Annotated in this window: 21 protein-coding genes; 12 read left to right on the top strand and 9 right to left on the bottom strand. The window is 40.2% G+C overall.

Translation table 11 applies throughout. The features are described 5' to 3' along the window. The 3 genes from EU510_RS04915 to EU510_RS04905 all read right to left on the bottom strand — a co-directional run bounded on the left by EU510_RS04915 (position 1) and on the right by EU510_RS04905 (position 5,070). A complete protein-coding gene (locus tag EU510_RS04915; RefSeq protein WP_002959761.1) occupies positions 1 to 714 on the bottom strand; it encodes a YebC/PmpR family DNA-binding transcriptional regulator in 714 nt (237 codons plus the stop codon). 258 nt (positions 715 to 972) lie between these two features. After that, entirely contained in the window at positions 973 to 3,051 is a 2,079-nt protein-coding gene (locus EU510_RS04910; RefSeq protein WP_149592505.1) for a M13 family metallopeptidase, read from the bottom strand. A gap of 240 nt (positions 3,052 to 3,291) precedes the next feature. Continuing rightward, positions 3,292 to 5,070: an ABCB family ABC transporter ATP-binding protein/permease gene (locus tag EU510_RS04905; RefSeq protein WP_149592504.1), complete on the bottom strand. Its 1,779-nt coding sequence runs from the start codon at positions 5,068 to 5,070 to the stop codon at positions 3,292 to 3,294. A 101-nt stretch (positions 5,071 to 5,171) separates the two neighbouring features. Between EU510_RS04905 and EU510_RS04900 the strand changes: the two genes are divergently transcribed. From EU510_RS04900 to EU510_RS04880, 5 genes are all read left to right on the top strand, one after another. Beyond that, positions 5,172 to 5,633 (top strand): hypothetical protein, encoded by a 462-nt coding sequence (locus tag EU510_RS04900; RefSeq protein ID WP_149592503.1) that lies wholly within the window; start codon positions 5,172 to 5,174, stop codon positions 5,631 to 5,633. A gap of 108 nt (positions 5,634 to 5,741) precedes the next feature. Further along, entirely contained in the window at positions 5,742 to 7,580 is a 1,839-nt protein-coding gene (secD, locus tag EU510_RS04895; RefSeq protein WP_149592502.1) for a protein translocase subunit SecD, read from the top strand. After that, positions 7,573 to 8,517, top strand: coding sequence for a protein translocase subunit SecF (secF, locus tag EU510_RS04890; protein WP_149592501.1), 945 nt, complete (start codon positions 7,573 to 7,575; stop codon positions 8,515 to 8,517). Before secD ends, secF begins: the two co-directional genes overlap by 8 nt. Positions 8,518 to 8,698: 181 nt before the next feature. Continuing rightward, the gene (locus EU510_RS04885; protein ID WP_149592500.1) at positions 8,699 to 9,175 is read left to right on the top strand and encodes a GreA/GreB family elongation factor; all 477 of its coding nucleotides are present in this window, start codon (positions 8,699 to 8,701) and stop codon (positions 9,173 to 9,175) included. 184 nt (positions 9,176 to 9,359) lie between these two features. Beyond that, entirely contained in the window at positions 9,360 to 9,863 is a 504-nt protein-coding gene (locus EU510_RS04880) for an REP-associated tyrosine transposase (RefSeq protein WP_149592499.1), read from the top strand. A gap of 148 nt (positions 9,864 to 10,011) precedes the next feature. Here EU510_RS04880 and EU510_RS04875 read toward each other — a convergent pair whose 3' ends face one another. Further along, complete coding sequence (locus tag EU510_RS04875; protein WP_149592498.1) at positions 10,012 to 10,353, bottom strand: zinc ribbon domain-containing protein YjdM; 342 nt, start codon at positions 10,351 to 10,353, stop codon at positions 10,012 to 10,014. 305 nt (positions 10,354 to 10,658) lie between these two features. Here EU510_RS04875 and EU510_RS04870 point away from each other — a divergent pair, with 305 nt between their 5' ends. Genes EU510_RS04870 through EU510_RS04860 form a run of 3 tightly spaced genes read left to right on the top strand, consistent with a single transcriptional unit; the run spans position 10,659 to position 13,691 of the window. Then, a complete protein-coding gene (locus EU510_RS04870; protein ID WP_149592497.1) occupies positions 10,659 to 12,053 on the top strand; it encodes a RimK family protein in 1,395 nt (464 codons plus the stop codon). A 4-nt stretch (positions 12,054 to 12,057) separates the two neighbouring features. Next, positions 12,058 to 13,170 (top strand): GNAT family N-acetyltransferase/peptidase C39 family protein, encoded by a 1,113-nt coding sequence (locus EU510_RS04865; protein ID WP_149592496.1) that lies wholly within the window; start codon positions 12,058 to 12,060, stop codon positions 13,168 to 13,170. 8 nt (positions 13,171 to 13,178) lie between these two features. Further along, positions 13,179 to 13,691, top strand: a complete 513-nt coding sequence (locus EU510_RS04860; protein ID WP_149592495.1) for an MgtC/SapB family protein — start codon at positions 13,179 to 13,181, stop codon at positions 13,689 to 13,691. A gap of 54 nt (positions 13,692 to 13,745) precedes the next feature. Here the strand turns inward: EU510_RS04860 and EU510_RS04855 are convergent, their stop codons facing one another. Beyond that, positions 13,746 to 14,756: a GlxA family transcriptional regulator gene (locus EU510_RS04855; protein WP_149592494.1), complete on the bottom strand. Its 1,011-nt coding sequence runs from the start codon at positions 14,754 to 14,756 to the stop codon at positions 13,746 to 13,748. Between the two features lie 126 nt (positions 14,757 to 14,882). On the opposite strand from EU510_RS04855, the gene EU510_RS04850 reads away from it, so the two are divergent. Further along, positions 14,883 to 16,790: a beta-ketoacyl synthase gene (locus tag EU510_RS04850; protein ID WP_149592493.1), complete on the top strand. Its 1,908-nt coding sequence runs from the start codon at positions 14,883 to 14,885 to the stop codon at positions 16,788 to 16,790. Between the two features lie 77 nt (positions 16,791 to 16,867). Here the strand turns inward: EU510_RS04850 and EU510_RS04845 are convergent, their stop codons facing one another. Both EU510_RS04845 and EU510_RS04840 read right to left on the bottom strand, forming a co-directional pair. Continuing rightward, positions 16,868 to 18,052 (bottom strand): DUF1624 domain-containing protein, encoded by a 1,185-nt coding sequence (locus EU510_RS04845; protein ID WP_149592492.1) that lies wholly within the window; start codon positions 18,050 to 18,052, stop codon positions 16,868 to 16,870. A gap of 106 nt (positions 18,053 to 18,158) precedes the next feature. Continuing rightward, the gene (locus EU510_RS04840) at positions 18,159 to 18,575 is read right to left on the bottom strand and encodes an MgtC/SapB family protein (RefSeq protein ID WP_058549073.1); all 417 of its coding nucleotides are present in this window, start codon (positions 18,573 to 18,575) and stop codon (positions 18,159 to 18,161) included. A gap of 213 nt (positions 18,576 to 18,788) precedes the next feature. Between EU510_RS04840 and EU510_RS04835 the strand changes: the two genes are divergently transcribed. Continuing rightward, positions 18,789 to 20,306, top strand: a complete 1,518-nt coding sequence (locus EU510_RS04835) for a BCCT family transporter (RefSeq protein WP_262501190.1) — start codon at positions 18,789 to 18,791, stop codon at positions 20,304 to 20,306. Positions 20,307 to 20,378: 72 nt separating this feature from the next. Next, entirely contained in the window at positions 20,379 to 20,717 is a 339-nt protein-coding gene (locus EU510_RS04830) for a hypothetical protein (RefSeq protein WP_149592491.1), read from the top strand. Here the strand turns inward: EU510_RS04830 and fghA are convergent. After that, positions 20,671 to 21,513: an S-formylglutathione hydrolase gene (gene fghA / locus EU510_RS04825; protein ID WP_149592490.1), complete on the bottom strand. Its 843-nt coding sequence runs from the start codon at positions 21,511 to 21,513 to the stop codon at positions 20,671 to 20,673. The two genes, EU510_RS04830 and fghA, sit on opposite strands and share 47 nt — an antisense overlap. A gap of 67 nt (positions 21,514 to 21,580) precedes the next feature. Continuing rightward, a complete protein-coding gene (locus EU510_RS04820; RefSeq protein WP_149592489.1) occupies positions 21,581 to 22,702 on the bottom strand; it encodes an S-(hydroxymethyl)glutathione dehydrogenase/class III alcohol dehydrogenase in 1,122 nt (373 codons plus the stop codon). A 133-nt stretch (positions 22,703 to 22,835) separates the two neighbouring features. Between EU510_RS04820 and EU510_RS04815 the strand changes: the two genes are divergently transcribed. Continuing rightward, complete coding sequence (locus EU510_RS04815) at positions 22,836 to 23,708, top strand: LysR family transcriptional regulator (RefSeq protein ID WP_188085399.1); 873 nt, start codon at positions 22,836 to 22,838, stop codon at positions 23,706 to 23,708. The last annotated feature ends 23 nt before the right edge of the window (positions 23,709 to 23,731 follow it).

Genomic DNA, 23,731 nt, shown 5'->3' with positions numbered 1-23,731 from the left:
TTAAAATTGCGCGTTATGGTAAACGTTTTGTACGTCGTCGCAATCTTCTAACATTGCTAAAAAGCGTTCCATAACTTCAACGTCTTCGCCTTCAATCGGCGTTTCAATTTGTGGCACAAAGCTAATTAGGTCTTCGTCAAATTCAGTCACGCCCATTTCTTCAAGCGCTGTACGCGTATTGTTGTACTCTGTGTGAGGAGCAAAAACAGTGACTTTACCGTCATCTACTTCTACGTCAGTTACATCAACATCAGCCATCATAAGAGCTTCAAGTACTGCTTCGTCGTCATCACCGTCAAATACAAAAATAGCAAGGTGGTCAAATAAATGTGAAACAGAGTTTTGAGCGCCAATTTTAGCATTTGCTTTGGTAAAACAAACACGTACATCAGCAAAGGTACGTTTGTTGTTGTCTGTTAAACAGTCAACAATAATCATACAGTTACCTGGGCCGTAACCTTCGTAACGTGTTGCTGCGTAGTCTTCACCACCGCCGCCTTTTGCTTTATCGATTGCGCGGTCAATAACGTGTGCTGGCACTTGGTCTTTTTTAGCGCGTTCAATTAAACGACGTAATGATAAGTTACCATCTGGGTCTACACCGCCGTTTTTAGCACAAATATAAATTTCTTTGCCGTACTTAGAATAAACTTTAGTTTTAGCACCCGCAGTCTTAGCCATTGAATCTTTTTTGTTTTGGTAAGCTCTTCCCATCTGCGTTTCGCCTTAATATATGTAAATAATAGAATAAAATTATAGTGTGTATTCTAAAGGTAAATGCATTCAAGGGCTAGTAAGTATTAAAGCTGATTAAAACAGTCGCGTTTAAAAACTATCTCAAATGTATTTTAGTGAGGGGATTATCGAGGGACTTAGACGTTGGAATTATATCTATTCTTGTAAATTTAACTCAATAAAAAAGGCAACCTGTATAACAGCTTGCCTTACTAAGTAATAAAAAGTAAGTATTACTTACCAAATACGTACACGTTCATCTTCAGGAAGGTATAACGCATCGCCTGGTTTTACATCAAACGCTTTGTACCATGCATCGTGGTTACGTGGCGCCTGGGCTCTAAAGCGACCTGGGGCATGTGTGCCACCACGCAGTTGGTTAAGCATGCTTTGCTCAGTACGTTTTTCTTTCCATACTTGTGCCCACGCAAGGAAGAAACGTTGATCGCCAGTCACGCCGTCAATAACAGGCGCTTCTTTACCATTTAAACTTAGCTTGTAAGCGTGATAAGCCATCGACAAACCACCCACATCACCAATATTTTCGCCAAGGCTATTTCGACCATTAACAAAGTTACCTTCAATTGGCTCGTATTTACTATACTGCGCAGCCAGTTGATCAGCTTTTTTGTCAAATGCAGCGCGGTCAGCATCAGTCCACCAGTTACGTTGCACACCGTTTTCGTCTGACTTTGAACCTTGATCGTCAAACCCATGACCCATTTCGTGACCAATTACAGCGCCAATACCGCCATAGTTTACAGCCGGATCGGCATTTGGATCGAAAAATGGCGGTTGTAGAATCGCAGCTGGAAATACAATTTCATTAAATGAGCTATTGTAGTAAGCGTTTACGCGTTGTGGCGTCATGCCCCAGCGGTTACGGTCTGTTTTTTGTAGCTCTTTTTCAACACTTTCTGCGTGGAAAAACTCACGCATGTTTTTTACATTACCGATTAAATCGTTTTTAGTAATGCTTAAACCATCATAAGACTGCCATACATCGGGATAACCAATTTTTGGTACAAAGGCAGCTAGTTTAGCGCGTGCATTTACTTTTGTGGCATCGCCCATCCACTCAAGGTTATCAATACGTTCACCCAGGGCTGTACGAAGGTTTTCAACCAGCTCTGACATTTGTTGTTTAGATGATTCAGGGAAGTAACGCGCTACGTATATTTTACCAATAGCAAAACCAAGCGAACTTGTGCCTGACATTTCACTTATTGCACGTTTCCAACGAGGGCGAGGCTCTTGCTGTCCGTTTAGTTCTTTGCCAAAAAAAGCAAAGTTAGTATTAAATACGTCTTCTGATAGTAAACCTGCGTTACCGCTAATCGCGTGATACGTTAGGTAGTCTTTCCAAACTGCAATATCTTCTTGATTGATTAGCTCAATCATCGCCTTTATTGGCTCAGGCTGAGATACATTTAACTGAGGTACTTTATAACCTGTTTGCGCAAAATATAAATCCCAGTTAAAACCAGGATAAGCAGTGCTTAAATCGGCGCGTTCAATTTGGTTTAGCGTTAAATCGCGATTACGGCGCTTTTCACGAGGCCAATGACCTTGTGCAATTTTGGTTTCAAGATCAACAATTGCTTGAGCACGCTCAGCGGTATTTTCGACTCCTGCAAACTCAAGCATGTCAGCAATGTGGGCAACATAAGCTGTACGGGTTTTAACAAAGCGCTCAGCGTCTTCAAGGTAGTAAGAGCGATCGGGTAAGCCTAACCCACCCGCACCTAGTGACATTTCATATTTATTAGGGTCTAAGCGGTTAAACCACATGCCGCCACCCAACGGGGCTTTATTACCGGTTAACCAAGACTTTCCAAACATCTTAGCTAAATCATCAGTCGACGATATATCATTAATTTCACTTAATAATGGCTTAATTGGCGCTATACCTAGTTTATTAAGTGTTTCGGTATCCATGTAGGCGTTGTAAAAATCAGCGACTAGTTTTTCTTCTGCGTTTAAATCTTTACGTGCGGCTATTTCTTCAATAATAGCTTTAACATCGCCTTCGCTTCGCTCAGCTAATCCTGAAAATGCACCATAGCGGGTTTTATCTGCAGGCATTTCATAGTTGTCATACCATGTGCCGCTGGCATACATAAAAAAGTCATCGCCTGGTTTAACAGCCTCGTTACGCGCTGTTAGGTCAACACCAAAATTACCTAACTCTGCTTTTTGTGTCACTGCTGCAGTGGCTACTTTAGGTTGTTGCTCTTCTGTTTTTGTTGTTTGCGGCTCTGAACAACCGGTAATAAATGTGGCAGCTAATGCTGCGGCAATTAAACTCTTTTTCATTACTTACTCCTGAGTATCACTGATTGAATTAAAGTAGCAGTGAATCATTTTTATTGTTACGAATATTTAACTTATCGATTGTTATTGATATTAATCATACAAACAAACCTTTTGAGGTGAATCACCACAGCGCTCGATAAAACTAAAATAGAGGAAAAGAGAAAGGCTAATAGGTGCTATAAACGCTTTATTTACCTCGAATACTTAAAAGTATCCGAGCTAAGAGGGGTTACACACTATTTATTTTTTATGCTGGAGCTCCCACATACGGGCATATTCCCCGTCGAGAGTAAGTAACTCATCGTGCTTACCTTGCTCAATAATTTGCCCGGCTTTGAGCACAATAATGGTGTCTGCATCGGTAATAGTAGATAACCGATGAGCAATAACAATACTCGTATGATTACTGGCAACTTCACGCATTGCAGCAAGTATTGCTTGCTCAGAATGAGAGTCTAGTGCAGATGTTGCTTCATCAAAAATTAAAATAGGGGACTTTTTCAAAATGGCACGCGCAATAGCAATACGCTGTTTTTCGCCGCCGGATACTTTTAAACCGCGCTCACCAACCAGTGTTTTATCGCCTTTATCAAGTGTCGCTATAAAGTCTTTTAAGTGCGCCATAGCAATGGCTTCATCAATTTCTGTATCGCTTGCAGATGGTCTACCGTAAGCGATATTTTCACGAATACTGGTGTTAAACAGCACCGTATCTTGTGGGACGATTGCAATGGCTTGTCGAAGGCTCTGAAGTGTTACGTTATTTATAGCTTGGTTATCAATACTAATTTCACCAGCGTTTGTATCATAAAAACGATAAAGCAGTCGCGCTAACGAACTTTTACCAGCACCACTGGCGCCAACGATGGCTACTTTACTGCCTGCTTTAACACTAAAGCTAAGATTATTAAGAATAGGGCGATGCACATCGTAACTAAAACTTACATTTTTAAATGCAATTTCACCATGTTGAATATGTAACACTTTAGCGGTTGATGAATCAGTAATAAGTGGTTTTTTATTAAGTAGCCCAAGCATGTTTTCAAGGTCGGTAAGGGCGCGTCTTATTTCGCGATATACAAAGCCTAAAAAATTGAGCGGTAAAAATAACTGAATCATATATGCGTTAATCATCACAAGCTCACCAATAGAAAGCTCACCGGTAACCACTTCGCTTGCACCAAGCCACATTAAAGCCGTAATAGCACAAGCAATAATAAGTGCTTGGCCTGAGTTGAGCGCAAGTAACGACATTCTATTTTTTAATCGAGCTTTTTCCCAGTTTGCTAAAAAGGTGTCGTACGTTTTAGCTTCAAACTGTTCATTATTAAAATATTTTACAGTTTCATAGTTAAGTAGGCTGTCTATTGCGCGGGTATTACTTTGGTTGTCGGCAGCGTTTGCTTCGCGAATAAAGCGGTTTCTCCACTGAGTAACCACCACAGTAAAGGTAATATAAATAGCGACTGCCAATAATGTAATAAGCGCAAACCAAACAGAAAACAACGTGCCAAAAATAATCGCAACGGTCAGTATTTCAAACAAAGTAGGTACAATGTTAAACATTAAAAAACGCATTAAAAAGCTTAACCCGCTTGTACCGCGTTCTATATCGCGGCTAATGCCACCGGTTTGCCTATCTAAATGAAAAGCCAGCTCAAGTGAATGCAAATGCTTAAATACTTTTAAACCAATATCACGCATAGCGTGCTCGGTAACGCGCGAAAATACAGCATCTCTTACCTCACCTAAAAATACACTAGCAAAACGCAGTGCACCGTACATCAATAACAATAAAGCGGGGATAACTAACAGTGGGTTAATCGACTTATCTACCGAGTCTATAATTTCTTTAAGTGCCCAAGGCATTAAAAGCGTGGCACCTTTTGCGCCTATAAGCGCCATAAGTGCAATAAAAACACGGCCTTTAAATTTTGTAAGGTAGGGCCACAGTGTTTTTACACTTTGGCGTAAATTCATGGCGTCTGGTCGTTTTTCTGTGCTTTGTCTGGGGCGCATTAGTGATCTCTGTTAAAACTAAATACTTAATTAATAAGCATTGTATTTTAAATGCTTGCCCTTATATACTACGCATCCCTTATTTTAGTTTTAAAACGTGAATGTTTAAATTTAGAGTGTTTTTAACTGCCTTTTTGCTACTTGCTGCACTTTTTAGTGTGCAGAGCAATGCTATGGGCGCCTCACAAAATTTAAATATCAATATTAGTACGCAGGTTTCGCTTACTGATATTGCCGATTTAACTAAAATACAGCCTATTAGTAAGTCTGTAGATACTTCGCAGCATAAAAAAACGCATCAAACCGATTTTGACGGGCACCAACCAAGGTTAACTGCCAATAATTCATCATTGTTTTTGCACACTGTTCAAAGTGAGCCAGAATACGATGTGGTTTTTGAATTTTTTGCTCAAAATCTTGTTAGGCATATATTTTTACGACCGAGAGCCGTTAACCGTATACAACCTTGGTATACGTTTGTAACTAATAGTAAAAAGTCGCGCTTGAGTGGCTGGAAAGACGTTAATTTACTCTACAAAGCTGTAACTACCTACCACGCTTAATTTCCCTTATTTAATTTTATTAGGTTTTAACTTTTAAAGTTTTAGCCTGCAGATTAATTGTGCTTTTAAAAAGTACGTTGCTAGCTTTGCTGGCAATAAGGATTCAACATGTTAAGTTTTAAAAAAGATAAAAAGCCGTCTACGGCTAAATTTAAATTAAGCTATATAGCCATGCTAATAGTACTGGTTTTATTAGCTATCAGCGCATTACCAAATTTATACCCTAATAAATCGTGGTTGCACGTAAGTAATACGCCGCACAGCGAAACGCAATCTTTACCGAGCACTAAAACGCTAGTTACTTTTTTAAATAAACAAGGGCTAGAGGTTGAGCAGGGTTTAGATAAGCAATCCACTATTAATATACTTTTAAACGAGCCAACTAAAAGCGCTCAGGCGCAAGCGGCTATAAAAGCGCAATATCCAAACACGCAAGTTAAAATTATTGAGCATGCAACCAGCCCAACATGGTTACAAGATTTTGGTTTATCACCAATAAAGCTGGGTCTTGATTTAAATGGCGGTGTGCTATTTGTACTAGACGTAGATTTAGATAAAGCCGTTGATGAGCAATTAGTCAGTGCGTATCAACAAGCTAAATCAATCATTATTAAGCAAAAAGCACATGGCGTAAAAGCGCAGCAAACTCAGCATGGGTTTGAAATAAACGCACTGCCTAATGCAACCGACAAGTTAACCCCCGTTATTGAAGAGCTACAAAGCCGATTTGCTAATTTAGCCGTTGTAACAAGCAATAACGGCAGCGTTAAAACTGCCAAATTTAGTTATTCAGAGCAAGGCCGCAGCAGCTTTGATAAAGAAGTAATGGGGCAAACACTCACAACCCTTCGTTCACGTATTGAAGAGTTAGGCATTACCGAAGCGGTAACACAGCGCCAAGGAAAGCACCGCATTCGTATAGAGCTACCGGGCGTGCAAGATCCAACCGAAGCAAAACGTATTATTGGTGCAACAGCATCGCTTGGTTTTTACCAATTAAAAGAAATAGGCGGACAAACATTTAATCTGCAATCGGGCGGAACCATAAAGCTCGATCCTGTACCAATTTTTACAGGGGACCATATTAATAATGCAAACATAGGCCGCGATGATTGGGGCAAGCCACTTGTTCAACTTAGCCTAGACGGCCAAGGCGGGGATGCAATGTCGGCGTTTTCAAAAGCCAATATTGGTAAGCCAATGGCAACGGTATACTCTGAGTATTCTCAAAACGCTAAAGGCGAAGTAGTTAAAAAAAGCGAAGTTATTAATGTTGCTAATATTGCTCAGCATTTAAGTTCGCGTTTTAGTATTACCAATATGAAAAGCCAACAAGCGGCAGCCGATCTGGCATTGTTACTCCGTGCAGGATCGCTTACAGCACCCGTTACAATTGTGCACGAACAAACAATAGGGCCAAGCCTCGGCCAAGAAAATATTAGTAATGGCTTAGCCGCGCTTATGTTAGGCATGGGTATTACCCTTGCATTTATGGCGCTTTGGTATCGCCGTTTAGGTCTTATTGCAAACGTGGCACTTATATTAAATTTAACGTCGCTTGTGGGCTTAATGTCATTATTACCAGGGGTTGTGTTAACGCTTCCGGGTATTGCAGGCCTAGTACTAACCATTGGTATGGCGGTAGACACTAACGTAATAATATTTGAACGTATTAAAGAAGAACGTCGCCAAGGCCGTGCACCATATCAAGCTATTCAAGAGGGTTATAAACAAGCCGCAAATACAATATTTGATGCCAATATAACCACCATGATCACTGCACTTATTTTATACGGTATAGGCTATGGGCCTGTTAAAGGTTTTGCAATTACACTCGCACTGGGGCTTTTAACGTCTGTATTTACAGGTGTGTACGTATCAAAAATATTAAGCCAAACATTGTATTTAAAAATGGGTAAAAAAGTAGGAGTAAAAGCACATGCTTAATTATTTTTTGAAAGGTGAAAAGGGCACACGCTTACGCTTTATGGGTATGCTTTTAAGTGCCATTTTAGTGCTACTATCCGTATTTACGCTTACGCAAAAAGGTCTAAATTTTGGCCTAGATTTTACCGGCGGTTATTTAACTGAGTTTACAACCAGCCAAAGTGTCGAACTAAAAGAGCTTCAATCGTTTATTGCTAAAAATCACAACGGTGAGTTTGAGCTAACCGCGCAAGGTAATAGTCATTTTCAATTAAGAGAAGCGCCAAGTGCATCAACTACATCAACAACAGCTAATAGCCCTGACTGGCAAAGCGCTGTTACACAAAACGATGATATAAACGCACAGGTATTATCGTCAGCTTATATTGGCTCACAAGTGGGCGATGAGTTATTTGATCAAGGTTGTTTAGCCATGTTTGCTGCAATGATTGCGGTAATGATTTACCTTGCAGTGCGTTTTGAATGGCGTTTAGCTGTTGGCTCTGTGGTTGCGCTAGTGCATGATTTAATACTCGTTCTTGGATTGTTTTCACTATTACAAATTGAGTTTAACCTAACCGTGCTGGCAAGCTTACTGGCTATTATTGGTTACTCACTTAACGATTCAATAATAGTTGGGGATAGAGTACGCGAGCTTTTACGTGTTCAATCAAACAATGTACTTAGCCCTGCGACTATTATTAATAATGCGATTAAAAGTACGTTAACGCGCACCTTAATAACGTCGGGTACCACACTTGCGACGGTTGCGAGCGTTTGGTTACTTGCAGGCGCACCACTGCAAGGTTTTGCTATTGCATTATTTACCGGCATTGTAGTGGGTACGTTCTCGTCTATTTGTATAGCGGCAACCTTGCCGGAACTATTGGGCTTAAGCGCTAAAAACTACGAAGTTAAAGTAGATGCCCACACGCAAACATTATTAGATATGCCATAAGGTTTTTAATAAAACACAAGCAAAGAGCTGCACCAACCAACAGCTCTTTGCTTGTTTAATGCTTATTTAAACCCCGCTAGTATTCCCACCAAACTTGCGGGGTTTAAAACAATGGTTTTAAGCCTAGCAAAAATGTTAAACTAACTGCCTTATTTTTACTGCCAGTATTGTATTAATCCCCATGAATAAAACCCACGTTATCGAACATCTTCGTTTTGCGCTAGAAGCGCAGCTTACAACAGCAAAAGTAGCGGCAAAAACTGCGCACGACACCGCCACACATGAAGAAAACATAGCCGAAAACAAATACGATACCCTAGGGCTCGAAGCCGCTTATTTAGCACAAGGCCAAGCCCAGCGCGTAAACGATTGCTATAAAAGCATAGAATTGTTTGAGCCTGCCTTCAACGAAAAACCAACCGACAAAATAGCTATCGGTTCGCTGGTATGTTTAGAAAATGATAACGCAGCCCAAAAATGGTTTTATTTAGGCCCAGCAGCTGGTGGTTTAACGGTAAATGTTAAAGAGCACGCAATAGCTGTAGTAACACCCGGCGCACCAATGGGTAAGCAGTTATTAAATAAACAGATTGATGATGAAATTACGTTAACAATTGCAGATAAAGCCCACGAATACGTGGTGGTAGAGATTTTATAAAGCTTTCGTTTTTTAAGAGAGGTATTTGCTTGCAGAGCCATACCAAAGTAATAAACGCTTTTTTATAAATTAATTTGTCGGATGGCATAGCTTCGCCATTTATCCGACCTACGTCAATGTTGTATATATCTTAAATTTACGCTTTATTTATCTAATGCGTAACAAATAATATAGTGGACATACAATGCAATATCGTCGGAATTATGTAAAAGGAGGGTCATATTTTTTTACTGTTAATTTGCTCGACCGTAATAAATCGTTGTTAGTTGAGCATATTGATTTATTAAGAGAGTCTATCCGCGTTGTTAAATCCCAAAGGCCATTTTATATAGATGCATGGGTTGTGCTACCCGATCACCTTCATGCGGTTTTAACCTTGCCATACAACGATACGGATTATTCTGGGCGCTGGCGAGAAATTAAAAAGCGATTTTCAAAATCACTCCCAAAAACAGAGTTTTTAACTCAAACAAGAAAACGTAAAAATGAGCGAGGAATTTGGCAACGCCGTTTTTGGGAACATACCATTAGGGATGATAATGATTATTGGCACCATGTTAACTATGTTCATTTTAATCCGTTAAAGCATGGTCTAGTTAGTCGAATAGTTGATTGGCCTTATTCAAGTTTTCACAGAGCCGTAAAGCAAGGGATTTATACGAATAACTGGTGTGGCGAAAAGATATAAATTATTTGTAGGTCGGATAAGCGAAGCGCCATCCGACAAAGCCATAGCAACATAATACACTTTAGCTTTGTACAAAAGTTTGTTGTTGAATGAAATAACTTTGGCCTTTATTACGCGTCGGATGGCATTGCTTCGCCATTTATCCGACCTACGAGTTAGCCTTTTTCACAAACTTTGCTGTTACCATCATTTCGCCAATGCCATCTACTTTGCAATCTAGCTCGTGATCTTTTTTATCAAGCACTCTTCTAACTACCGCTTTGGTGCCAATTTTAATTACTTGCGAGCTGCCTTTAATTTTTAAATCTTTGGCTACTGTCACTTTGTCACCATCATTTAGCAAAGTGCCATTGGCATCTTTAACTAAAATTGCGTCTTCATCGCTTGTATTATTTGGGTTCCACTCATGGGCGCACTCGGGGCAAACAAGCAGTTGTTGGTCCTCGTAAACATATTCACATTGGCATTTTGGGCAAGCTGGTAGCGACATTTTTAACTCTTATAAAGTACTGTTTTGCGTATTTTAATCTGCATTAGTTGAAAAATATAGTTAATCAATATTTTTCATCTTCACGCTAAAAATATCTCGTTTGTGCGTTTTTAAAAAAGAGCATATAAAGCACATGTCGCTTAAGCAATTTAAGCGCTAACTCGTACAGTAGGTACCTGTTAAAGCACCCATCATATTAAGTGATTCGCGCAATGCCCACTTAGTACGATGGGTGTTTCTATTTATAATGCTTAGCAATGTTACTTAAGCATGCTTTTTATATTTTGACTTAACTAGGAAAAGTCGTGTTTAAAACCTTAATTGTGGTTGATAACAACGAGCAAACGCTTGCTCAATCGTTCGAAAATGTAATTACGTTTAATACCTACTTACGTGATTACCCAAAACATAACGAGCAAAAAACACGCATTATTAATCTGTGCGACTCAAGCCAATACTTGAGCAAAGGTTACTATTGCTCATTACTTGCAGAGGCGCGCAAGCACCAAGTTTTACCCAGTGTAAAAACCATTAATGCTCTTCGTAGTGGCCAAGCTCCTATGTTAAATGTGGGCCAAATAGACGGCATACTTTACTTTGGTATTGCCCAAAACGATTTACAATTAAAAGCGGCAAAGTCGGTATTTAAACAATACCCAGCACCTATTTTATTTGTTGATGAGCAAGGCTTATTACAACAAGGCTCGATGTCGTCTTTAAGCGAGCAGCAGTACAGCGAATTTGTTGCCAAACTATATGACTTTACTAAAACGCAGTGGCGTATTAGTTCTGTGCAACGTCGTTTTAGATGGGACATGGCAATACTTGTTGATCATAACGAAAAAGTACCACCGAGTGATAAAGACGCCATTGCACGTTTTATTAAAGCAGCGGCTAAACACGGTATTTATGCACAAGCATTAAGCTTTGACGAAATTGACAATATTGCCCAGTTTGATGCGTTATTTATTCGCCAAACTACAGCGATTGACCACCCAACGTATCGCCTTGCGAGCAAAGCGCAAAGCCTGGGTTTAGTGGTTATTGACGATGCTGAGTCTATTTTACGTTGTTGTAATAAAGTGTATTTACACGATGCGTTTAATTACCAAAAAGTGCCAAGTTTAAAAACGGTTGTAGTGGCTGATCAAGCAAATGAAACGCTTGAGCAATTAGAAGAAGCGTTTACGTATCCGCTTGTTTTAAAAATGCCTGAAGGGTCGTTCTCAAAAGGTGTGTTTAAAGTTTCAAACCGTGATGAGCTTGCCGCTAAGCTTACAGAGCTGTTTGAATATAGCGCATTAGTGCTTGCACAAGAGTATATGTATACCGAATACGATTGGCGAGTGGGTGTGTTAAATGGCCGTGCAATTTATGCATGCCGCTATTTAATGGCGCGTAACCATTGGCAAATTTATAACCACGATGCTAAACGGTTTTTCTCTGGTGGTTTTGAAACGCTACCTACCTTTGAGTTACCAAAAGCAGTATTAGATGCAGCTTTAAAAGCATGTAAAACAGTGGGTAGGGGTTTATATGGCGTAGATGTTAAAGAGCATCAAGGCAAAGCATACGTACTTGAAGTAAACGATAACCCAAGTATTGATCACAAAGTAGAAGACGGCTATTTAGGCGATGAGCTATACATGATCATTATGGATGAGTTTAAACAACGCTTAGAAGCACGAGGCCGTGGGTAATAACATGAGCAACCTTGTTATTCGAAAGGCGCTTAGCAGTGATTTAAATGCACTGATTGACGTTGAAAATGCTTGCTTTAATAACGATAAATTGAGCCCGCGCAGTTTAAAGCGCTGGCTAAGTGCTAAGCACGGTATTTTACTCGTTGCCCAAAGTGGCGAGCAAATATGCGGCTATGGGCTAGTGTGGTGCCATAAAGGGACGCGTTTAGCGCGTTTATATTCGCTTGCTGTAAAACCCACAATGCAAGGTAAAGGTATTGCAAAAGCACTGCTTACTAGCCTTGAAAAAGAAACGTGTGAGCGGGCTCGTATTTACCTTCGTTTAGAAGTGGCAGTAAATAACGAAGGTGCCATTGGGCTTTATAAAAGCTTGGGTTACAGAGTGTTTGGTCAATATAGCGATTATTACGATGACCACAGTGACGCACTACGAATGCAAAAAAACATTCGACAAACAAGTGAGCTAAAAGTGGCGCGTTTAACGCCGTGGTATCAGCAAACTACCGAGTTTACGTGCGGACCTGCTGCGCTATTAATGGCAATGGGCGCACTTGAGCCAACTACTGAGCTTAGCCAATCACATGAGCTGGCACTTTGGCGTGAAGGTACCACCATTTTTATGACATCGGGTCATGGTGGTTGCCACCCGTTTGGTTTGGCACTTGGGGCTAATAAGCGTGGTTTTAAAAGCGAGGTAATGGTTAATACCACAGAGCCTTTGTTTTTAGATGGCGTGCGCAACGAAAATAAAAAAGTGGTACTTGCCACCGTGCATCAACAATTTGTAGATGGTATTGCACAAGCAAATATACCGCTTACACATAAAGATGTAGAGCTTGAGCATATTGAGCAGTGGTTAAGTAAAGGCTTTAGTGTGCTGTTATTAATTAGCACATATAGTTTTGATGGTAAAAAATCGCCACATTGGGTGTGTGTTACGCATCTTGATGAGCACTGCGTGTATGTTCACGACCCGTTTTGTGAGCCCGGCAGTGATAAACAGCTCGCAATAGATTGCCAATATGTACCTATTGCACGAAGTGATTTTAGTAAAATGTCAGCGTTTGGTAGCCAACGTTTAAGAACAGCGGTGGCTATAGCTAATAAAATATAAGGTTAACAGTGACTTTTTTAGATTTAATTGATGTAGCCCCGTATTCATGGCCAGCTATTGGTACTGCGGCTTTTTGCGGTGCCATTATTGGAATAGAGCGCCAATTGCGTGGTAAACCTGTAGGCATTCGTACATCAGCCCTAATAACGTTGGGCACGTATTTGTTTTTATCCACTGCGTTTAATTTACAAGGGGATGTAATAGATCATTCTCGTGTAGTGGGGCAAATAATTACAGGTATTGGCTTTTTAGGGGCAGGCGTTATGCTCGCAAAAGATGGTGCAGTAGTGGGCGTTACATCAGCTGCAACCATTTGGGTGCTTGCATCAATAGGCGTTATGATAGCGACCGAAAACCTTGGCGCTGCAATAAAACTCTCGGTGCTGGTGGTGGGTATTTTATACGGTGTAGACGTACTTGAGGCTAAATTTAAAAGTTTAAGTAAAGGTGTACACACTAAAGTAAAAAACTATCAAAAACGTTATTATCGAAAAGAATTTAACGAATCAGAACGCCACTAAGAGTGGCGTTTTTTAGTGCTATTGAAATTAGTACTATTCGAACAAGCACTATAATTAGCCAAATAATTTTCGCCTAACTACTTTTCTATAGCCACTGGGTGTTTGGCTTAATACTTTTTTAAACACGCGGGTTAAATGCCCTTGGTCGTTATATCCCACTTCTAAAGCCACTTCTTGAATTGATAAATTTGATGATGCTAATAACTCCTTTGCGCCTTCTACGCGTAATTGTTGCCAATACTCAATAGGGCTTTGGTTTGTTGCGGCTCTAAAGCGGCGGGTAAAAGTACGATAGCTTAAGCTAAATTGGGCAGCGACTTCTTGCAGGTTTAACTCGGTGGCTAAATTGGTTTTTAGCCAAAATTGAATTTGTGCAATTAGCTCATCGGGGTGGCGGTCTACTGCACCTTCTAAGTAGCGTTGATCTTCGTAGGGTTTGCGTATTTCGTGCGAAAAGTTTCGCTCTACATGCTGCGCGGCGGCTTTTGTGTAGTATTGGCTAATAATATGTACGATAACATCTGCAAGGGCATTAAGGCTTGCTACGGTATAGATGCGTTCTGACTGGGTTATAAAAAAGTCGGGTTTTAAGCGTACCTGCGGGTAGTCATGGCTAAATTGTTTGGCGTAATGCCAATGGGTGGTAGCAGGGTGCCCATCAAGTAAGCCTGCCTCAGCTAATAAACAGTTGCCAGTGCCTACACCAATTATATGACTGCCTGCACTAAAGCTTTCGCTCAGCCAATCAACTATTTCTTGATTTGTCCGTACCACTGGGCGCGGGTTTCGCCAAATACCTGGCACTATAATTAAGTCGCTGTAGGGCGCGTTAGTTGTTATGCAATCAGGATTTATAGCAAGGCCTGCGCGGGTGGGTATAGATTCAGCATTTTTAGCCACTAAATTTATAGCAAGTGGCCTAAAGCTTTGCTTATCAAGATGCCCTTTAGCAAAGGCCTCGCCGGCTCTTAGCATTTCTATAGGTAGCGTTAAACTAGTCACTAATAAATGCGGATATACCGCTATAGCAATGTTTAGTGGTGGATTAGTGTGTTTATCAGTCATATAAATGCTCCGACCAGTGTATTTTGGCCTTTTGTGCTGAATATTTGGCTATTAAAGCACAATGTATAGTGCATAATCCATTTAAACTGCCTCCTCTCCTTATAACACGTTTCTAAAAGGTAAATTATGACAGCATTACCCGTTATAGTAGGCATGGGTGGCATTAACGCCGCTGGCCGTACTTCTTTTCATCAAGGTTATCGCCGTATCGTGTTAAATAGTTTAAATGCTCAAGATCGCAGTGAAACATTTTTAGGCCTCGCCACACTGATGAATCTAGTAAGCGTTGTAAACGGCCAATTACAAGATACACAAGGTAATAATGTTGAGCAAAGCGACATAGAAGCACGCTTTGGTGAGCAAATTATTGCTGGTACACTTATTCGTAAAATTGAAAAAGAACACTTTGACGCAGACGCAACACCGTGGCAGCAAAAAATGACACTGAGCGCATCAAGCGATAACGCAATTGTGTTTGAAACGCGTGCTCGCGACTTACCTGCACCTGTTCCAGCTAGCTGGCAAGTTGAAGAGCTTGAAGGCAAAAAAGTTAAAGTAACTATTGCAGCCGACTTAGACATAAAGCACGACTCAACACGCGATAACCCAATTAAATCTGCTGGGCAATTTCCGACTGGGTTTGATCCATCAGTTATGTATAACAGCCGCTATCAGCCTCGTGGTTTGCAAGCCACTATTTTTGCAGCTACTGATGCGATTAAATCAACTGGGCTTGATTGGCAGCATATTATGAATAGCGTAGAGCCAGATAAAATTGGTACCTATTCAGCATCTGTAATTGGCCAAATGGACGACAAAGGCCTAGGCGGTTTAGTAAAAGCGCGCCAGCAAGGCGACCGTGTTAGCACTAAGCAATTAGCACTGGGCTTAAATACAATGTCTACCGATTTTATTAATGCCTATGTTACGGGCAATGTAGGTACTACATTTTCAACTTCGGGCGCCTGTGCAACGTTTTTATATAATTTACGTGCAGCGGTTAATGACATACAAGCAGGGCGTACACGCGTTGCGGTTGTTGCAAGTGTTGAGTGCGCTATTACACCAGAAGTTGTAGAAGGCTTTGGTAACATGAGTGCACTTGCAAACGTTGAAGGTTTGCGCCGTTTAGATAACTTATCAAATGATGAAGAACCAGATTACCGTAATAGCAGCCGCCCATTTGGCGATAACTGTGGCTTTACATTAGGTGAGGGCGCGCAAGTTGCTATTTTAATGGATGATGCTTTAGCCCTTGAGTTGGGCGCTGATATTATGGGCAGCGTACCAGATGTGTTTGTAAATGCAGATGGCGTTAAGAAGTCGATTACATCACCTGGACCTGGTAACTATATTACAATGGCAAAATCAGCCGCACTTGCTAGCAGCTTATTAGGTAAAGAAGCACTGCAAGAACGTAGCTTTATTTTAGCGCATGGCTCAAGTACACCGCAAAATCGTGTAACAGAGTCTTTGATTTATCATAAAGTAGCGCAAACGTTTGCTATTGATAACTGGAAAGTAACAGCGCCAAAAGCGTATGTTGGCCATACTATCGCACCTGCAAGTGGTGACCAGTTAGCGATTGCGTTAGGCATATTTAGTCATAATATTATGCCGGGTATTACCACAATTGATAAAGTGGCTGATGATGTTTATAGCGATCATCTTGATATTCGTAATAGCCATTACGAATGCGCTGATATGGATATTGCTTTTATAAATTCAAAAGGCTTTGGCGGAAACAATGCAACAGCGACTGTACTTTCACCAAAAGTGACAATGCAAATGCTTGCTAAGCGCCATGGCGATGATGTTATGACTAGTTACACACAGAAAAATAGTGTGGTTAGCGCTTCGCAGAAAACGTATCAAACGCAAGCAGATTTAGGCCATTACGAGCTTATTTATCGCTTTGGCGACGGACTTATTGACGACAACGACATTGTAATAGACGAGCAAAGTATTCAGTTACCAGGCTTTGAAAAAGCAATTACGTTTAGCACAACAAACTCCTATCAAGATATGTTTTAAGCACACATACTTGTTAGCAAGGCGCTTTTTAAGCGCCTTTTTTAATGTCTATTATTTGATGCTAACTTGTATAAACGCTATATATATTTAGCAATTAAGCTGTGTTTGTTATTTCGCTTCCAGCCAATATAGCGCTTAGCGAGTAGGGTTGTTAGGCCAATAACAACGCCTATAAATAAAAGTGTTGCCGTGTAACTCATGCCATAACCTTCAGGCAAACCAACGAGAGTATCTGCGTAGGTCATATCGCTAAAATTAAAGCCAAGAATAGGTATAAGTAACCAAGCAATAGCATGTAATAAATACAAATGCACAAGGTATGAAAACATACTTGTTTTACCCAGTACTTGTAAAAAGTTATGCGAAAAATCGGTTTTTAAACCACTTAATGCCTTTAAAGAAATAAGTCCAAGGCCAACTGTAAGTAACATAAACTGCAGCGAAAGTGGATACTTTGTTGGGTTTAGAAACGACATAACAGTGAGCAATGTGCTTGTATGTATAGCAAATTGTGATGTATCACCGTATAAGTTAAATCCACGCAAAATGCCATAAAGCGCAAGGCAAGTAACCCCTAATAACAATGCGTGATTCATTACTTTTTTACTGTATTGTTGCGCTTTGTAATAAACACCAGCGCAATATGCCAATGCCATTAAGCCAACAATGGGGGCCACTGGGTAGGTTGTTCTAATTTGAAAATCAAAAGGGAGATCAAGTACATTTTTTTGATGAGCTATAGACCAAACAGTGTGTGCAAATGTATTAGGCTCAAAGTTTATACCATCAAACACATTATGCCCAAACACGAGTAATAAGTCTGCTATAAAAACGGCATAGATGCCTAGTAAACGCAAAAGACCTAATATTACAAACCCCCAGCCGATTGCCCAAATAACTTGTGCGTATAGCATTGGGTATAATGGGTTAAAGCTCCAAGACCACGAAACAATAGTAAATTCAAACAAAATTAGCACTAAACCACGAATAATTAAGCTCTGTGAAAATGCTTTAGTGGATACATATTTATGCTCTGTTATAGCCGCAGATAGGCCTGCTAAGAATACAAAAAGTGGCGCGCAAAAATGAGATACAAAACGCGTAAAAAAGGTGAGAGTATCAGTACCTGGAATGGTCATCGGATCGGTTACTGAGTAGTTTAGGCAATAGTACATGCCATGGTCTATAACCATGAATATAATGATAATACCCCGAAGTAAATCAATATGATGTAATCGAGGTGTTAAAGCTGAGTCCGACATTTAGGTTCAAAACATGTTATAAAATTTGCGTGTATTATATGTTATATAGTATCAGTGTGCGAGTTTGGTTGCTCATGCCTCGACTGTGTAATAGCTTCATTAAAAGCTATTTAAACTTTTTTACATACCTTAGCGTTATAAAATTAATAACGGCAAGCAAAATAGCTATTTCGTAGCGGCTATAGGCTACAGCTATACCAATTAAGCCCATATTCCAAATACTTGCTGCGGTTGCTGTTCCTGAGGTTGATTTGTTATTTTTCAAAATTGCGCCACCGCCAATAAAACCAATACCAGTAATGATACCTTGCAACATTTTAGATTGAGCTTCTGCGCCATCTAAAACCGACATAGCTATTAATGCATACCCACACGATGCAACAGCAACAAGAGGAAAAGTACGAAGGCCTGCACCATCATGGCTTCGTTCTCTGTCGTAAGCCATAGGTAGCGCAAGTAGGTATGCAATACCTAAGTGTATTAAGTTATCGATGATTTCATTCCACTGTAAATCAATTTCCATTATTGAGCCTATGCGGGTTAAATTTGTTAATAATAAGCAAACAGTGGGCCATAGCATAAATAGTTAATAATCAATGGTTTATTGTAGGAGGCTGTGTTTAATAAAAATTATTGAGGAAACTTTTACATGTTTTTATTACTATTTTACGCAATAGTTAATTTGATCTGAGTTTTAAAGCCTCGTATTCTTTTATCATGCCTTAAAGACGACTATGTGAACCTTTTGCCTTTAAATAAAACATTAATCACAACGACTAAACTTGAAAAAACAGCGTTACTATTTTGCGCTGGGTTATCTGTTTTTGCTTTTTTATTTCCTGAATTTCTCACAGATCACTTACAACCTACCATTAATAAAATTTTAGGTTATTTAGGGTCGCCATTTTTTATATTGGTAAACTTGTTACTTTTTTTTGTGATAGCTATTGCTGTAAGCCCATTAGGGCAACGAAAAATAGGAGGATCGCAAGCACTTGTTGAGTTTAGTACCTCTGGTTGGCTTTCTATGTTGTTTGCAGCAGGGATGGGCTCAGGGCTTATATTTTGGGGAGTAGCAGAGCCTGCACTACACACGGTTAACTCGCCTTTGAAGCAAAGCTTGTATTCAAACCATCAAACAAGTGGTTTGGCGCTTACCTTAGTAAATTGGGGCGCGCATGCATGGGCGCTCTATGCGGTATTTGGCTTGGTATTAGGTGGGCTTACTGGCAATAGTGGCAAAGCGGGCGATATTAGTGCTCCTGCGATCAGTGCAACTAAAGGCGTTATTAATCGGGCTTGGCAGTTACAGCTGAGCTTTAGCATTAAGTTAATTGCCATACTTGCAATATTTTTTGGTGTGGTGGGCACAATTGCTAATTCAACTTTATTACTGCGTAAAGGGCTCGAGCTTGAGCTAGGGGTTGAGTCTGCTTTATTTTCGGGGTTTATTATTATTTTTTTAATTGCGCTGCTCTATACCATTTCGGCAAAGTTGGGGCTTAAAAAAGGAATTCAAACTCTTAGTAAGTTTAATGTGTTTTTAGCATTTGCGCTTATAGTATGGCTATTAATTTTTGTGCCTATAAAGCCAATTATAGACATAGCGATAGGGGGTACATGGGATTACATTCAGCTTATAACCACAGGTACATGGCAGTTTGAAAGCGTACTCAATGACCCCGCATGGGCAGCAGGTTGGACATACAATTACTATTTTTGGTGGTTAGCTTGGGGCCCGTTTGTTGGTGTGTTTTTGGCAAAAATTAGCCAAGGACGGCCGGTTTGGCAATATATTGTAGGTGTTGTATTTGTACCAACCTTTGTGACTATTATATGGTTTAGTGTGTTTTCGGGCTCTGCAATTTCGTGGGATCAAACGCACAATGCAGGGATTTTAGCGGCTATTAAAGTCGATTATACGCAAGGGCTGTTTGTATTTTTCGAGCAATTAGGGTGGCAAGGCGGTTTATTGATTTGGTCAAGTTTATTGCTGTTACTCATTTTTGTAGCCACATCAGCAGACTCTGCTGTTTTGGTTATTCGCCAATTAAGTGGTGCAAGTGAAGCTCAAACATGGAGCTTGTATGCTTGGTCGTTTGCACTAGGTTTATGCGCTTTTGTTTTGTTAATACAAAACAATGAACCATTAAACAGAAGCGTTGCTATTATTGGCGCGCTTCCTTTTTTAATTATATTTATATTGCAATTAATTGGTTTTATTAAAGAGTTCATACGTGAATTTAAGCACTAAGGCTTACATTTTTTTACAATGCTATTTTTAAAATTGTATATAATTTAGGTAATTATATTGGTGGGGTTAATAATGCGTATTTTATTGATTATTTTATTTTCAAATGTATTAATTGGTTGCGCTGCTGCGGGTATAATTTTAGATGGGGCAGCGCGCTCTCAACCTGGCCCAGTAAATGTGGGGCCAGTTGTAAAAGATAAAGAGGGTTTTAGCTTTACTAAACTCGGTGCTGAAGCCGATATGGCTATACTTGAATTTATTAAAGGTAAGGGCAATAACAATACGGTACAAGTATGCAGGCAAGTGAGTAAAGTATTGAAAGAGTGTGTAGAGGTAGAAAAGTCATCCCTACACACTAATGAGCCTATGCAGTTAAAAACTGATGATGAAATAATAAGTGTTGGTCAATAAAGCTGCTTATAAAAAAGTAGCTATGATCGTAGCCTGCTTGCATTTCAAGTGTAAGCGGGTAGCCTTTTTTATCAGCAATAGCGACTAAGTTTTCTGGCTTAAGTTGCTCTTGTAAAAAGCCATCAGCATCGCCTTGGCTTACTAACATAGGTAAGTAATTAGTTGGCTCTGCATTTTTCATCAGCTCGCAGCTGTCATATTGTGCCCAAAGCGCTTTATCATTTCCTAAATAACCAGTAAATGCTTTTACACCCCAAGGGCATTCAACCGGATTTACAATAGGGCTAAAAGCCGAGGCACTTACAAACGCTGTCGGGTTTTTAAGTGCAACCATTAATGCACCGTGCCCGCCCATAGAGTGACCACTAATTGCTTTTGTGCTTGTTATTGGAAAATGTTGTTCAATCAATGCTGGTAACTCATTAACAACATAATCGTACATATTAAAATGAGTGTTGTAAGGAGCTTGCGTGGCATTTACGTAAAAGCCTGCGCCTTGTGCAAAGTCGTAAGCGTCTTCATTGGGTACGTTTTCGCCGCGTGGGCTGGTGTCAGGCGCTACAATAGCAATACCCAGCTCTGCCGCTTTTTTAAATGCACCGGCTTTTTGCATAAAATTTTCGTCGGTACAGGTTAAACCCGATAACCAATAAAGTACCGGTACTTTATTTGCTTCACTTGCGCCAGGTGGTAAAAATACGGCAAAGCGCATAGTACAATGTGTACTTTGCGAGCTGTGGGTATATTGCTTATGCCAACCGCCAGACACTTTTACACTTGAAATATTTTCTAACATACTTAATCCTTAAAAGCCGTAAACTTAAAAGTATTACGGCTTATTATTAAACGTATTTAAGCAAATATTAGTAATGAATTACTGTACGAATGCTTTTACCTTCGTGCATTAAATCAAACGCTTCATTAATATCTTCAAGGCGCATTGTGTGAGTAATAAAGTCACTAAGAGCAAATTCACCAGCCATATAACGCTCAACAATTTCAGGAAGTTGTGAACGGCCTTTAACGCCACCAAATGCACTACCACGCCATACACGCCCAGTTACCAGCTGAAACGGACGGGTTGATATTTCTTGGCCTGCACCTGCCACACCAATAATTACCGACTCACCCCAACCTTTGTGGCAACACTCAAGCGCTGAGCGCATAACGTCAACATTACCGATACATTCAAACGAGTAGTCGACGCCGCCGTCTGTCATTTCAACAATAACTTCTTGAATTGGCTTGTCGAAATCTTTTGGGTTAATTAAATCAGTTGCACCTAGTTTTGTTGCAAGGTCAAATTTAGTGGTATTTATATCAACACCAATAATACGACCTGCGCCTGCCATTTTTGCGCCAATAATCGCAGATAAACCAATGCCGCCTAAGCCGAATATAGCAACAGTGTCACCAGCTTTTACTTTAGCTGTATTTGTAACTGCACCCATGCCTGTTGTAACACCACAACCTAGTAAACAAATCTCTTCTAGTGATGCTTCTTTATTTACTTTAGCGAGTGAAATTTCTGGTAATACAGTGTACTCAGAAAACGTAGACGTACCCATGTAGTGATAAATTGGTTGGCCGTCTTTAAAAAAGCGTGTAGTGCCGTCTGGCATAAGGCCTTTACCTTGTGTTTCGCGCACGGCTGAACACAGGTTCGTTTTACCTGAAGTACACATTTTACATACGCCACATTCTGCAGTGTATAAAGGAATAACATGATCCCCAACTTCAACACTTGTTACGCCTTCGCCAACTGCATAGACAACACCAGCGCCTTCGTGACCTAAAATAGCAGGAAATATGCCCTCAGGATCTTGGCCTGATAATGTAAATGCATCGGTGTGACACACACCTGTAGCGGTAATTTTTACCATTACTTCGCCTTTTTTAGGCATCATCACATCAACTTCTTCAACACTAAGTGGTTGATTAGGACCCCAAGCAATGGCGGCTTTTGATTTAATAAATTCAGACATGTGTTTTATTTCCTTAACTGGCTATTAAAAAATAATTGTAGACCCAATTTGCTTGGGTGATGAGCTTATTGTATTTGTTTCTCAAATAATGATAATCTCAATTTTATTAAAACACTTTTACAGTATGGTAATAATGGCGCGTTGGGATGGAATTGATGAGTTTATAGCGGTTGGTGAAGAGGGAAGCTTTACAGCGGCTGCAAAAATGCTTGGGCTTTCGGTTGCGCATATTAGCCGCCATGTAACAGCGCTTGAGCAACGTTTAAATACGCAACTATTAACTCGTACTACTCGTAAAGTGGTTTTAACCAAAGAAGGCGAAGTGTACTTACATCAAATAAAGCACTTACAACACGCTATGGACGAGGCAACTCAAGGCCTTGCTCAGCAACAAAGTACACCTAAAGGTAAAATTAAGCTCACAGCACCAGTTATGTACGGAGAGAGCTTTATTATGCCCATAGTGCATAATTTTATGAAGGATCATCCCGAGGTCGAAGTTGTTGCCACACTAAGTAACGAACAAGAAAACTTATTAGAGGGCGGATTTGATTTAGCCATAAGGCTAGGGCACTTAAAAGATTCGAGCTTAAAAGCACGTAGGTTAAGTGCTCGGCGTTTTATAATGTGCGCGGCACCACAGTATTTAACGCGATTTGGTGAACCGCATACTTTAGGTGAGCTAAACAGCCATGAATGTTTAATTGGGAATAGTAGCTACTGGCGCGTAAACGAAAATGGGCGCGATAAACACATTAAAATAGCAGGGCGGCTACAGTGTAATAGTGGTTGGGCACTGGTGGATGGCGCAAAAAAGGGGCTTGGTATTGTGCAGCTCCCAGACTACTACATTGAAAACGAAATTAACTCAGGGCAATTGGTGCCTATTTTAACACCCTATCAACCACAGCAAGAAGGGGTGTGGGGCGTATATCCACCAAGGCAGTTTGTGGCCACTAATGTACGGGTATTGCTCGATTATTTAGTTAAAGGGCTGAAAACTTAACCGCGAATTAATGGTTAAACATG

This window comes from Pseudoalteromonas sp. FUC4 (assembly GCF_008370255.1).
GTDB lineage: Bacteria > Pseudomonadota > Gammaproteobacteria > Enterobacterales > Alteromonadaceae > Pseudoalteromonas.
This window is presented reverse-complemented; position numbering and strand designations above follow the sequence as displayed.

What these genes read in the sequence shown, in the direction of transcription:
- EU510_RS04915 (WP_002959761.1), bottom strand. Translation starts at nt 714, where the DNA reads ATGGGAAGAGCTTACCAAAACAAAAAAGATTCAATGGCTAAGACTGCG.
- EU510_RS04910 (WP_149592505.1), bottom strand. Translation starts at nt 3,051, where the DNA reads ATGAAAAAGAGTTTAATTGCCGCAGCATTAGCTGCCACATTTATTACC.
- EU510_RS04905 (WP_149592504.1), bottom strand. Translation starts at nt 5,070, where the DNA reads ATGCGCCCCAGACAAAGCACAGAAAAACGACCAGACGCCATGAATTTA.
- EU510_RS04900 (WP_149592503.1), top strand. Translation starts at nt 5,172, where the DNA reads ATGTTTAAATTTAGAGTGTTTTTAACTGCCTTTTTGCTACTTGCTGCA.
- secD (WP_149592502.1), top strand. Translation starts at nt 5,742, where the DNA reads ATGTTAAGTTTTAAAAAAGATAAAAAGCCGTCTACGGCTAAATTTAAA.
- secF (WP_149592501.1), top strand. Translation starts at nt 7,573, where the DNA reads ATGCTTAATTATTTTTTGAAAGGTGAAAAGGGCACACGCTTACGCTTT.
- EU510_RS04885 (WP_149592500.1), top strand. Translation starts at nt 8,699, where the DNA reads ATGAATAAAACCCACGTTATCGAACATCTTCGTTTTGCGCTAGAAGCG.
- EU510_RS04880 (WP_149592499.1), top strand. Translation starts at nt 9,360, where the DNA reads ATGCAATATCGTCGGAATTATGTAAAAGGAGGGTCATATTTTTTTACT.
- EU510_RS04875 (WP_149592498.1), bottom strand. Translation starts at nt 10,353, where the DNA reads ATGTCGCTACCAGCTTGCCCAAAATGCCAATGTGAATATGTTTACGAG.
- EU510_RS04865 (WP_149592496.1), top strand. Translation starts at nt 12,058, where the DNA reads ATGAGCAACCTTGTTATTCGAAAGGCGCTTAGCAGTGATTTAAATGCA.
- EU510_RS04855 (WP_149592494.1), bottom strand. Translation starts at nt 14,756, where the DNA reads ATGACTGATAAACACACTAATCCACCACTAAACATTGCTATAGCGGTA.
- EU510_RS04850 (WP_149592493.1), top strand. Translation starts at nt 14,883, where the DNA reads ATGACAGCATTACCCGTTATAGTAGGCATGGGTGGCATTAACGCCGCT.
- EU510_RS04845 (WP_149592492.1), bottom strand. Translation starts at nt 18,052, where the DNA reads ATGTCGGACTCAGCTTTAACACCTCGATTACATCATATTGATTTACTT.
- EU510_RS04840 (WP_058549073.1), bottom strand. Translation starts at nt 18,575, where the DNA reads ATGGAAATTGATTTACAGTGGAATGAAATCATCGATAACTTAATACAC.
- EU510_RS04830 (WP_149592491.1), top strand. Translation starts at nt 20,379, where the DNA reads ATGCGTATTTTATTGATTATTTTATTTTCAAATGTATTAATTGGTTGC.
- fghA (WP_149592490.1), bottom strand. Translation starts at nt 21,513, where the DNA reads ATGTTAGAAAATATTTCAAGTGTAAAAGTGTCTGGCGGTTGGCATAAG.
- EU510_RS04820 (WP_149592489.1), bottom strand. Translation starts at nt 22,702, where the DNA reads ATGTCTGAATTTATTAAATCAAAAGCCGCCATTGCTTGGGGTCCTAAT.
- EU510_RS04815 (WP_188085399.1), top strand. Translation starts at nt 22,836, where the DNA reads ATGGCGCGTTGGGATGGAATTGATGAGTTTATAGCGGTTGGTGAAGAG.